The sequence below is a fragment of the Cloacibacterium sp. TD35 genome (assembly GCF_028864635.1).
GTDB lineage: Bacteria > Bacteroidota > Bacteroidia > Flavobacteriales > Weeksellaceae > Cloacibacterium.
In genome coordinates, this window is record NZ_CP104850.1 from 114,525 (window position 1) to 126,190 (window position 11,666).

Annotated in this window: 11 protein-coding genes; all 11 read right to left on the bottom strand. The window is 31.3% G+C overall.

Going from position 1 to position 11,666, the window contains the following annotated elements:
* Positions 1-29: 29 nt before the first annotated feature.
* The gene (locus tag N7277_RS00455) at positions 30-2,375 is read right to left on the bottom strand and encodes a GumC family protein (RefSeq protein WP_274779832.1); all 2,346 of its coding nucleotides are present in this window, start codon (positions 2,373-2,375) and stop codon (positions 30-32) included.
* A 3-nt stretch (positions 2,376-2,378) separates the two neighbouring features.
* Positions 2,379-3,182, bottom strand: coding sequence for a polysaccharide biosynthesis/export family protein (locus N7277_RS00460; protein WP_274779833.1), 804 nt, complete (start codon positions 3,180-3,182; stop codon positions 2,379-2,381).
* Between the two features lie 14 nt (positions 3,183-3,196).
* Positions 3,197-4,483 carry a nucleotide sugar dehydrogenase gene (locus tag N7277_RS00465; RefSeq protein ID WP_274779834.1) on the bottom strand — a complete coding sequence of 429 codons (1,287 nt, stop codon included), beginning with the start codon at positions 4,481-4,483 and terminating at the stop codon, positions 3,197-3,199.
* A 37-nt stretch (positions 4,484-4,520) separates the two neighbouring features.
* Complete coding sequence (locus N7277_RS00470) at positions 4,521-4,979, bottom strand: UpxY family transcription antiterminator (RefSeq protein WP_274779835.1); 459 nt, start codon at positions 4,977-4,979, stop codon at positions 4,521-4,523.
* A 271-nt stretch (positions 4,980-5,250) separates the two neighbouring features.
* Positions 5,251-6,255 (bottom strand): SDR family oxidoreductase, encoded by a 1,005-nt coding sequence (locus N7277_RS00475; protein ID WP_274779836.1) that lies wholly within the window; start codon positions 6,253-6,255, stop codon positions 5,251-5,253.
* 112 nt (positions 6,256-6,367) lie between these two features.
* Positions 6,368-8,284 carry a polysaccharide biosynthesis protein gene (locus N7277_RS00480; protein ID WP_274779837.1) on the bottom strand — a complete coding sequence of 639 codons (1,917 nt, stop codon included), beginning with the start codon at positions 8,282-8,284 and terminating at the stop codon, positions 6,368-6,370.
* Positions 8,285-8,301: 17 nt separating this feature from the next.
* The gene (locus tag N7277_RS00485) at positions 8,302-9,405 is read right to left on the bottom strand and encodes an aminotransferase class I/II-fold pyridoxal phosphate-dependent enzyme (protein ID WP_274780841.1); all 1,104 of its coding nucleotides are present in this window, start codon (positions 9,403-9,405) and stop codon (positions 8,302-8,304) included.
* Positions 9,406-9,436: 31 nt separating this feature from the next.
* Positions 9,437-10,057: an acetyltransferase gene (locus tag N7277_RS00490; protein WP_274779838.1), complete on the bottom strand. Its 621-nt coding sequence runs from the start codon at positions 10,055-10,057 to the stop codon at positions 9,437-9,439.
* A 25-nt stretch (positions 10,058-10,082) separates the two neighbouring features.
* Positions 10,083-10,655 carry a sugar transferase gene (locus tag N7277_RS00495; protein ID WP_274779839.1) on the bottom strand — a complete coding sequence of 191 codons (573 nt, stop codon included), beginning with the start codon at positions 10,653-10,655 and terminating at the stop codon, positions 10,083-10,085.
* Between the two features lie 55 nt (positions 10,656-10,710).
* Positions 10,711-11,175: a regulatory protein RecX gene (locus N7277_RS00500; protein ID WP_274779840.1), complete on the bottom strand. Its 465-nt coding sequence runs from the start codon at positions 11,173-11,175 to the stop codon at positions 10,711-10,713.
* Between the two features lie 23 nt (positions 11,176-11,198).
* A complete protein-coding gene (locus N7277_RS00505) occupies positions 11,199-11,450 on the bottom strand; it encodes a hypothetical protein (protein ID WP_274779841.1) in 252 nt (83 codons plus the stop codon).
* Positions 11,451-11,666 lie beyond the last annotated feature (216 nt).

Sequence of the window (11,666 nt, forward strand, 5' to 3'; positions counted from 1 at the left end):
TTCTATTAATTTTATAATTTCTCAGTTTTTTAAAATTTATCCCTAAGCTTTTCCAAGAAAGTCTTTTCCTTAGCGCTATATCCATATCCATATTTATTTCCGTACCCAAAATAATCTTTGTCTACATCATTCAATACAAAAGCTACATTATTAATTTTTCCTGCATCTATATTTTTACTTGCAAATTCTATTAAAGTTTTTTCTGTGTATTTAGACCTGGTCACATAGAGGGTAATATCTGCTACTTCTGAAATTAAGAAGGAATCAGTCACCAACATTAATGGTGCAGTATCTAGAATGATATAATCATATTTTTCTTTAAGCGTTTCTACAAGCGTTTCATATTTGCCATTAGAGAGTAAATCTGTTGGATTTGGTGGAATACTTCCTGAATAAATCACATCTAAATTTTTGTTGAATGAGCTAGGATGGACTATCTCTTCAAGTTTTACATTTTCATCATTTAAGTATTCTGTAAGTCCTATAAGTCCTTTTCTAGCAGTGTTATATCTCTGTAACTGAGGATTTCTAATATCAGAACCAATAATAATGGTTTTTTTAGACGGAGAAGCTAAAGTTAAGGCTAAATTTACCGATATAAACGTTTTTCCCTCTCCTTTTACTGTAGAGGTAACAAAAACCACTTTACCTTTTTTCTTAGGAAGCATAAAATTCATATTCGTGATCAATATTCTAAATGCTTCTGCCATAGGTGACAAGTCATTCACTTTAATTAGTTCATCTGCTCCTTTTTCTAACTGAGGAATTTCTCCAATTATAGGTTTACCATTTGATAGTTTTTCAATGTCATGTTTTGATTTTATTTTATTATCAAACAATTCCAATAAATATACTAGCGCAAACGGTAATAATAAACCTATCATTAATCCTGTTAAAAGGATTATTGCAGATTTAGGTGCAACTTGTTTGTTCTTAAAAGCTTTGTCTACAATTCTCGCTTTTGGGGCTGTAACGGCTAAGGAAATTTGAGTCTCTTCTCTTTTTTGAAGTAATAATAAATATAAAGCTTCTTTAATTTGCTGTTCACGCTCTATACTTCTAAACATCTTCTCTTGGGTAGGAATTTTTGCTATTTTTCCTGATACAAGATTTTGTTCTTGTTCGTAACTACTAACAGCCAATTGTAAACCATCTCTACTTTTCTGAAGATTTTGTAAAATAGTGGGCCTCAAGTTATTAATCTGATTGGTAACTTCTATAACCAATGGGTTTTGAGGGGTTGCATTTTCTAAAAGACGGTTTCTTTCTAATATCAGTTGATTATAGGAAGTAATGTTCGTAACAGCACCTGGATTATTTAGTCCTATATTATTGGGAATGATTTGATAATTTCCTTGTCTTGACACAAAAGAAATTAAACTATTGGTTAATTCTAGCTGAGAAGCTACCTCCAATTGTTTCGCTCTGGCTTCCGCCGAAGTTTTAAGCCCTATTTCACCTTCTACAGCTAAATCTGTTATCTGATTTGCTTTTTTGAATTGCTCTTTTTGGAGTTCTACATTTCCTAAGTCTCTCCCTACATTGGCAATTCTTTCTTCAATAAATTCTGCAGTTTTTCTAGATTCTGCATTTTTATCATTTACCGCATCTGCATTGTATACCTCCACTAATTTATTAATAATATCTTTTGCTTTATCCACATTAGGATAATTCATAGATAATTTAATAACTGTAACATCTTTATTAGCTAAAGCAGCTGTTAATTTTTCTTGATAGTTATTGGTTTTAGATTCTAAAGAAGAAATATCTAAAATCAATTCATTGACTATTTTTTTAGCATCTGCAACATATTTTTTATTTTTTAGAATAATGATGTTGGCATTTTTCAATGAAATTAATTTATTAAAACTAGAATTGATACTACCTATGTCTTCAGAATTTAATATTAGTTTATCTCCATTGATTGTTAAATGTACAGGTTTAACAGGTTTAAGTGTTTCTTTTTCACTTATAATTTTGACAATAATTGGAGAGGTCTTTCCATACACTTCAGTATCTTTAAAAAAACCAGGCACATAGATATCCGTTTCTAGTCCTAAGTCTTTAATAACAGTGGTCATTAGTTTTTTAGACTTAAATACTTCAATTTCATTGTCTACTCCATCAGAACTCATTTTGCCAAGACCTGATAAGTCTCTTAGCATTTCAAAATCTTGGCCTCCTATGGATTTTTTAGAATCTTTGATGAGCACTGTAGAAACTACTTCATATACTGGATTTTGTGTTTTTAGAAAAAGATAAGCGATAAATAATGCAAATATTCCACCTAATACAAACCATTTCCAACGTTTTAGATAAGGTCTGATTAATTCATTAATGTGGATTTCTTCTTCTTGAAAATTATTATTGTTCATGTATTAATTTTTAAAAATCAATGCTAAAATTGTTACAACGATAGAGGCTACAGATATATAAATTCCTGCATTTGGGTCTAATCGAGAGGTTTTTTGTTTGGTCTCATTAGGTGATACAATAATCACATCATTTTGTTTAAGATAAAAGTATGGAGAATTAATAAAATCTGCCTGCGTAAGGTTTATTCTTTCTTTACTCATCGTTCCATCTATATTTCTCAGCACCAAAACATCTTCTCTGTTTCCATAGATGGTAAGGTCTCCAGCCAAACCTAAAACTTCTAATACTGTTGTCTGTGCTTCTGGAATATTATAAGTTCCTGGTTTGTTTACTTCACCTAAGACAGTGATTTTATAATTGGTGTTTTTCACTGAAACTTGTGGATTTACCACATATTTTGAAATTTCTTTTTTTAGAATATCTCTTAATTCTTCTGTGCTTTTATTCTCTGTGTTAATTTTTCCAATGACTGGAAATTCTATATCCCCCTGAGAATCTACGATGTACGTAGGCCCAGAAGTAGAGGTTTGGCTTTGAGCTGGTGAGTTATTGCTAGGCAAAGAATACTGTAAAATTTGACCAGAAGAAAAATTTTGGTTGAAAGGCTTCACTACATCCATGTCTTTAGCTGTTACCATAATTACCAATTGATCATTTGGTTGTATAGTAGATTTTGCATTCTTCACAGAAGCTTCTAGTGCCACACTTTCAATATTTTGTAAGTAATCTAGTTTCTTTTTACTCGTACATGAGTTCAAGAAAATAAATACAATACTGCATATTGCTATAAAAACATTTTTCTTCATTTTAATATTTATGATTAAAGTTTATAATTACTATTTTGCAAAACTCCTTTTACATCATACAATATAGTATTTTCTTTTTTAAGAAATGAAAAATCCATCTCTAAAAATTCCTTGTGTGCTACTCCTAAAACGATAGCATCATATTTTTTCAAAGGAATTGAGTTTTGACAATTTAATTGATATTCGTGATATACCTCTTCAGGATTTGCCCATGGGTCGAAGGTTGTAACCGTCACTCCAAAATCTTCTAATGCATTAATTACATCTACTATTTTGGTATTTCTAACATCTGGGCAATTTTCTTTAAATGTAATCCCCAGCATTAAAACTTCTGCACCATTTACATTGATGTCTTTTTTAATCATCGCTTTTACCACTTGTTCTGCTACATATTTCCCCATAGAATCATTCAGTCTTCTTCCTGCTAAAATAATCTCAGGATGGTAACCAAATTCTTGTGCCTTCTGAGCCAAATAATATGGGTCTACTCCTATACAATGCCCTCCCACCAGACCAGGCTTGAATGGCAAAAAGTTCCACTTGGTTCCTGCAGCTTTCAGCACTTCATGGGTATCAATATCCATCAGATTAAAAATTTTAGCCAGCTCATTTACAAAAGCGATATTGATATCTCTTTGTGAATTTTCAATCACTTTTGCAGCTTCGGCTACTTTGATGGTTGGGGCCAGATAGGTTCCTGCTGTAATGACAGATTTGTATAAATCATTTACTATTTTCCCTGTTTCTGGGGTAGAACCTGAGGTTACTTTTAGAATTTTTTCTACTGTATGTTCTTTATCTCCAGGATTTATCCTTTCTGGAGAATATCCTGCAAAGAAATCTTCATTAAATTTAAGCCCAGAAACTTTTTCTAATACTGGAACACATTCTTCTTCGGTTACTCCAGGATATACTGTAGATTCATAAATCACGACATTTCCTTTTTTAAGGACTTTTCCTACAGTCTCACTAGATTTGTATAAAGGAGTTAAGACTGGTCTATTGTTTTTATCTACAGGTGTAGGTACAGTTACAATGAAAATATTGGCATCTGCAATATCTTCTATTTTGTCTGAACAAAATAATCCTATCGTTTCATCCGATGGGTTTTTATCTAACAAAACAGATTGCAATAGATGATCTTCTACTTCTAAAGTAGAATCTTTTCCTGATTGGAGCTCTTGTATTCTTGCAGCATTAATATCAAATCCAACTACAGGATATTTTGTAGCAAATAATCTTGCCAAGGGTAAACCTACATACCCTAACCCAATTACTGCTATTTTATTTTTATGATTCATTACCAATAAATGGAACCTAAATTCCTTTGTATGTTTCTTATTTTTCTAAAATCAACTTGATTCCTAAACTCTCTAAACGCAAAATTATTTTGCTGCCTTTTTGCTCTATAAAAATAGCTTCTTGACCTTTAAAAGTTCCTTCTTCTATGGTAAACTTTTGCCCTTTTTCTAAATCCGAAACCTGAACCTCTTTAAAGTCATGGTTTAAGGTTTCTTTCATAGCATTGATTTCATTTTCCTTTATTATAGTGGGCTTTCCTAGAAAAAAAAGATACCGAACAACACCAGGAACACTAAATACTAAATCTCTTTCTTGTTCTTTTATCTTGATAAAAACATAAGAAGGAATCAGTGGTTGACTCACCTTTTTTTTCCGATCACTCCACTGTTTAACTACAGATACTTTGGGACAGAAAACCTCTAACCCCATTTTATGGAGCTGCTCTTCCACTTTTTTTTCATTTCGTGGCTTTGTGTATAATGCATACCAATTCACAAAATTTCTTTTTAATATTGAAAAAGTATTTCAAATGATGACATTTTTCTACGGCTTCGCCACTGTGAGTCACAGACAGATTCACAAAACAAGTATTAAACTATAGTTTAAAGAACAATTAGGTTCAAAAACTATACAAAAGTAACAATATAAAAATTCAATATGCTATTTACTATTATTAAATAATTATAAAAAATAGCAAAAAATATTAATATTAATTCTAATACAATATTATTTTTTTGTTCAAAAAAATGAATTTAGATTTTTCCGCTTATTTTAAATTTTCCCAATACCATTTCACAGCTTCTCTAAGCCCCTCTTTCATGGAAAATTCTGGATTATAATTTAAAAGTGTTTTAGCCTTTTCTATGCTTGCTAAAGAATGTGGAACATCACCTTTTCTATAGTCTCCATATATTACTTCTACCTTTGCAATATCTTTATCAAATTCTGCTAGGTATTCTTTCAAATATTTAACTAAGTCATTCAAGGTGGTTCTCTCACCAAAAGCGGTATTGTATACTTGATTCAAAGCATTTTCGTTTTCTACCGTCAATGCTAAGAGGTTCATTAAAATTACATTATCTATGTATGTAAAGTCTCTAGAATATTCTCCTCCGCCATTAATTACTGGAGATTCATGATTCATAAATTGCATCACAAACTTAGGAATTACGGCTGCATAAGCTCCGTTTGAATTTTGTTTTCTTCCAAAAACATTAAAATATCTTAAGCCGATGGTATCAAAGTCATACGTTTTCTTGAACACATCTGCATAGAGTTCATTTACATATTTGGTAATAGCATAGGGTGAAAGTGGTTTACCAATTCTTTCTTCTATTTTCGGTAAAGCTTCAGAATCTCCATAGGTAGAAGAGCTTGCTGCATAGATAAATCTTTTCACTCCAGCATCTCTTGCTGCTACTAGCATATTAAGAAACCCTCCTACATTAACTTCATTACTTGTAATAGGGTCATTGATGGAGCGAGGAACAGAGCCTAATGCGGCTTCATGCAGAACGAAATCTTGGTTTTCACATGCCTTTTTACAGGTTTCTAAATCTCTTATATCACCTTCTATTAGAGTAAAATGAGAATTTTGAAGGCATTTTTCTAAATTTTCTTTTCTTCCTGTAGAAAAATTATCTAAACAAGTTACTACTGCGCCTAAAGCTAGTAATTCTTCACAAAGATTAGAGCCTATAAAACCAGCTCCCCCAGTTACTAAAATGTTCTTGTTTTTTATTTTCTCAAAGTTATAATTTACGAACAGCATGTTATGACGAAAAATTACAATCCATATTAGAAAACTAAAAGTTATCTAATAGTGGAAAATTCATGGTTATTATTATTTAGTTTTAAAATCTGATGGCACAAATATACAATTTTTATTTATCTAGTTTTTCAAAAAGTGAATTATTGCTGATAAATTCGGGTACAATTTTTTTGAGAAGTTTTACAACATCTAATTGATCTCTTCTTAGTGCAGCTTTGGTAATTTTATTTGCTAACTCTTCAATTTCTTCAAATTTCATATGAGGATCCATAGAAACCATAATTTTTTCATGTGGTGTAGGAAGATTTTTTGTATCATCACTTAGGAGTTCCTCATATAATTTTTCACCTGGTCTCAGTCCTGTATATTTTAATTTGATATCTATATCAGGTTCGTAGCCAGAAAGTTTAATCATTTTGATTGCCAAGTCTCTAATCTTTACAGGTTCTCCCATATCGAAAACAAAAATTTCCCCACCTTTGCCCATAGTCCCTGCTTGTAAGACTAATTCACAAGCTTCGGGAATGGTCATAAAATACCTTACAATTTCTGGATGAGTTATCGTTACTGGACCTCCTTTTTCAATCTGTTTTTTAAAGTGCGGAATAACAGAACCATTACTTCCCAATACATTACCAAATCTTGTAGTAATGAATTTAGTTGCATGCTCTGTTACATCTTGAAGCGCTTGTACTAATAATTCTGCAGCTCTCTTAGAAGCTCCCATCACATTGGTAGGATTTACGGCTTTATCAGTAGAAATCATTACAAATCTTTCGATATTGTATTTACATGAAAGTGTTGCAAGGTTTTTAGTCCCTAGTACATTGACTAAGATGGCTTCATGAGGATTATTTTCTATGAGGGGTACATGTTTATATGCTGCTGCGTGGTAGACAATCGAGAAATTATGCTTTTGGAAAACAGGCTCCATTCTATGTTTGTTAGAAATATCTCCTAGTATGAATCTAAAGTTAATCTCTGGAAATTTTTCTTCCATTTCTAGTTGAATCTCATGAAGTGGGGTTTCGGCTTGATCTAAAACAACAATAAGTGATGGTTTAAACTGAGCAACTTGTCTTACAATTTCGCTTCCGATAGAACCAGCTCCTCCTGTCACTAGTATTGTTTTACCAAAATGGCTTTCCTTAACTCCCTCATTTTGAATACAAATAGGCTCTCTGTCTAATAAATCTTCAATCTGAAGATTTCTAATTTTTATCTCATTATTTTTATTAAATTCTTGAACTGCAGGGGATTGAAAAATCTCAAGGTCTTTTGCTAAGAGTATGTTTACCCATTCGTCTAATTCTTCTTTTGTAAGCCTATCTTTCAATAGCAATACTCCTTCTAAACCTAATTCTTCTTTAGTTTTATTAAGAAATTTATCTTGAGTTAATATTTTAAGTCCTAAAATTTTAGCATATTTAGAGTCATTTCTTTTGGTAAGAAACCCAACTAATTCATAAGGAAGGTTAGAGTTTTCTAGAATAGACCCTGCTACTGCGACTGATTCATCTGAAATTCCTAAAATTAAAATTCTCTTTTTATTAGTGGTTACATTAATCTGCTTTATAAAATTAAAAGATTGTTTCACCACAATTCTAAATACAAGTAGAGTGGCAGAAGAAATAATGAAATAAAAAATGAGTAGTGGTGTAAAAAATATAGTGAACTTATAAACCCAAAATACGATATATTTTACTAATAATAAAGTGCCGAAGGTTAATAAAGAAGATCCTATAATTTTTTGCAAGTCAACAAAATTAGAATGCCTAATAATCCCGGCAAAGGTTTTGAGGATATACATATAAAATATGTTAATCCCAATAATAATTACATACTTCCATTCTATTGGTAAGTAATTAGGAAGGCTCGTTAATTTTTCTAATGTATGAAAAGCAAAGTATAGTGATATGAATAAAATAAAAATATCTATCAAGAAAATCATCCATCGAGGAAGATATCTTAGACTTGAAAGACTTAATCGGTTATCATTTTTTACTTGTGAATGATTGCTGGTTAACATGATTTTAGTTTTAATTATTAATCTAATAATTTTTTAATTACATTTTCAATTCTTATTTTTTCATTGTTTGTTAAGTTTGATCCAGAAGGTAAGCACAATCCTTTTTGGAATAGTCCTTCAGCAAAATTTGAGCCAAAATACATGTTTTTTTCAAAAAGTGGTTGTAGGTGCATGGGCTTCCATAGGGGTCTGGTTTCTATATTTTGCTCTGCAAATGCTAATCTCCAAAAAACAGAATCTCTATTCTTTAATTTTTCAGGGTGAATAATGATTGCATTGAGCCAATGGTTAGATTTATAATCTTCTGATGGCTCAGTAAACAGCTCTATTCCTTCGTCATTTTTAAAAATATTTTTATAAAATTCATGATTAGCTCTTCTCTGAGAAACTCTCTCTTCTATTACTTCCATTTGTCCTCTACCAATTCCTGCACAGACGTTGCTTAATCTATAATTATACCCTAATATAGAATGCTGATAATGTGGCGCATCATCTTTGGCTTGAGTAGAAAGAAATACAGCTTTTTTCTTATAGATTTCTTCTTTGAAAACCAGAGCTCCTCCACCAGATGTCGTAATGATTTTATTACCATTAAAACTCAAAACAGAAATAGCTCCAAAGGTTCCGCATTTTTGTCCTTTATAAGTACTTCCCAGAGCTTCTGCACTGTCTTCTATGATTGGAATTTCATATTTTTCTGAAAGTGCATTAATTTCTTCAACCTTATATGGCATTCCATACAGACACACTGTTATGATGGCTTTTGGTTTTTTACCTTTTGCTAAACAAGATTTAATTGCATCTTCTACCGCATTGGGACAAAGATTCCAAGTTTCTTTTTCACTGTCTACAAAAACGGGAATTCCGCCAAGGTAAATAATAGGGTTAGCAGAAGCTGCAAAAGTAAGCGATTGACATATGACAAAATCATCTTTTTCTACACCTAGCATAGCCAATGCTAGGTGTAAGGCTGCCGTACCGGTAGACACTACAGCCACGTGAGATTCTTCGCCTAGGAAATTTTCTAGGTCTTTCTCGAAGCCATCTACGTTTGGTCCTAATGGAGCAATCCAATTCCCATCAAAGGCTTCTTGAATATATTTCATTTCTTTTCCACTCATATGAGGAGTAGAAAGCCATATTTTTGAATTATTATTCTCCAATTTCACTCAATTTAATAATTTTCCCTGGGTTTCCTACTACTGTAGCACCTGCAGGAACATCTTTTAGCACTACTGCTCCAGCTCCTACTATAGCATCTTCACCAATGGTTACACCAGGTATAATTCTTGCTCCAATTCCAATTTGTGCTCTTTTTTTAATCAAAATATTTCCTGCCATGGTAACACTTGGCGAGATATGCACATAATCTTCAATGATACAATCATGCTCTATAACTGCTGCTGTATTGATAATACAATGTTTGCCTATTTTTACTTCTGCATTTACACAGACTTGTGGCATTACTACAGTTCCTTCTCCTAGTTCAGAGAATCTGGAAACAAAAGCACTTCTATGAATAAGGGTTTCGAAATCACACCAGGCTGATAGTTTATTCACTATTCTTTCTCTGGCCAGAGCATTTCCTATTGCTACTATTACTTTATGTTTTTTCAGTAATTCTTCGGTAGGTTTATAAATTTCTAGGTGATGAAAAAAATCTGCTGGAGGATTATCATCTACCAAATATTCTAGCAACATATCATTTGATAAAATGATATCATAAATTACTTTGGCATGACCACCTGCCCCATATAAAACCAGACTATTCATTTCCTTTAAATGCAATATTAGTAGCCTATCCTTCTCTATTTATCCCTTCTAGCTTAAGTACTTTTTTCAAAGTTATAAACATTATTTGTAAATCTAATAAAAAACTCATGTTTTCTACATACCATACATCAAAGGTGAATTTTTTATTCCATTCTACAGCATTTCTTCCATTGATTTGTGCCCAACCTGTAATCCCGGGTTTTACCAGATGTCTTTTTCTCTGAAAATCATTATAAAGGGGTAGATATTCTGGAAGTAAAGGCCTTGGTCCTATGAGGCTCATGTTCCCGAGGAGAACATTTATTAACTGAGGAATTTCGTCTAAAGAAGTTTTTCTTACAATTTTCCCCACACTAGTTAATCGTTCTTCATCTGATAAAAGACACCCCTGTTCATCTTTTCTATCATTCATAGTTTTAAACTTGATAATTCTAAAAATTTCACCATTTTTACCGGGTCTATTTTGCAAGAAAAAAACCTTTCCTTTGTTTGTTATTAACAAAGCAATACATATCATTATAAAAATAGGACTTAGCACTAAAATCCCAATTAAAGATAGTATTATATCCAGAAATGGTTTGAAAATTTTTTTATACATATAACCCACAAATTTAATTTTTTTTCAAGTGAAAGGCTAATTATTTAACATTTTTTTAGGAAGGTAATTGGTTTAAAATTTCATCGTATTCATAACCTTTTGAAATCAAGAATTTTATCATTTTTTGCTTCTTTTGATATTCTTTCATTCCTTTATAAGTGGGCATTTGTTTTTCTATAAAATTTTGGATGACATCGTAATAATCTTTTGGGTTAATCTCTTGAAATGAGATGTTTATAAGTTTATCAGTAATCCCTTTTACGCGAAGATTTTGTTTTATTTTATTTTTTCCCCATTTTTTAATGTAGAATTTTCCTCGTGTATAACTTCTGGCGAATCTTTCTTCATTTAAATAGTTTTCTTTTATAAGAAAAAGTATCAATTCTTCTTTTGCTTCAGGAATGAGCAAAAACTCTTTCATTTTTTGCTCTACCTCTGCATGACAACGGTCTTGGTATACGCAATAGTTTACCAATTTTTGTTTAATTTCTTCAAAAGTATAGCTCTTATTTTCTTTCATTTTCAAAAAAAAAACCGAAAGTTTTATTTCTGTTTTTGATAGTTATTTTTTGTTCTAAAAGTTTTCTCTTTATTTACATAAAAAATAAGCAACAAAGCAGAAATAACCAAAATGGATAAAAATCCATCTATGGGGATTGCATCTGTTTCTGGTCCAGGAGGGTTTGAAGGACCATCTCCTGTAGCCTGACTTTCTATAGCAGAACTTGATGTTTCTGTAACTGCATTTTCAGACTGCTGAAAACTATTTTGGGTAGCTTCTTGGCTATTAACCAACAAGTTAAAGACACATAAAAATAATATGGATAAAAAAAATCTCATTCGTTTTTTCTCTAATTTTTAGAAATTTATTTTTCAGCAAATATAATTCTAAAAAACACATTAATCACATTAGATAATTTATTTTTCTACTCTTTTAACTATTTTTCTAAAGCTTTATTATGTTAAATTAAAAGTTTTTTAACTTAATGCCTTTAAAAATTTACAATCTAT

Bases quoted from the DNA above. Each gene is read 5' to 3' on its own strand.
- N7277_RS00465 (WP_274779834.1), bottom strand. From the start codon at position 4,483: ATGAATCATAAAAATAAAATAGCAGTAATTGGGTTAGGGTATGTAGGT.
- N7277_RS00455 (WP_274779832.1), bottom strand. From the start codon at position 2,375: ATGAACAATAATAATTTTCAAGAAGAAGAAATCCACATTAATGAATTA.
- N7277_RS00485 (WP_274780841.1), bottom strand. From the start codon at position 9,405: ATGAGTGGAAAAGAAATGAAATATATTCAAGAAGCCTTTGATGGGAAT.
- N7277_RS00490 (WP_274779838.1), bottom strand. From the start codon at position 10,057: ATGAATAGTCTGGTTTTATATGGGGCAGGTGGTCATGCCAAAGTAATT.
- N7277_RS00460 (WP_274779833.1), bottom strand. From the start codon at position 3,182: ATGAAGAAAAATGTTTTTATAGCAATATGCAGTATTGTATTTATTTTC.
- N7277_RS00480 (WP_274779837.1), bottom strand. From the start codon at position 8,284: ATGTTAACCAGCAATCATTCACAAGTAAAAAATGATAACCGATTAAGT.
- N7277_RS00475 (WP_274779836.1), bottom strand. From the start codon at position 6,255: ATGCTGTTCGTAAATTATAACTTTGAGAAAATAAAAAACAAGAACATT.
- N7277_RS00495 (WP_274779839.1), bottom strand. From the start codon at position 10,655: ATGTATAAAAAAATTTTCAAACCATTTCTGGATATAATACTATCTTTA.
- N7277_RS00500 (WP_274779840.1), bottom strand. From the start codon at position 11,175: ATGAAAGAAAATAAGAGCTATACTTTTGAAGAAATTAAACAAAAATTG.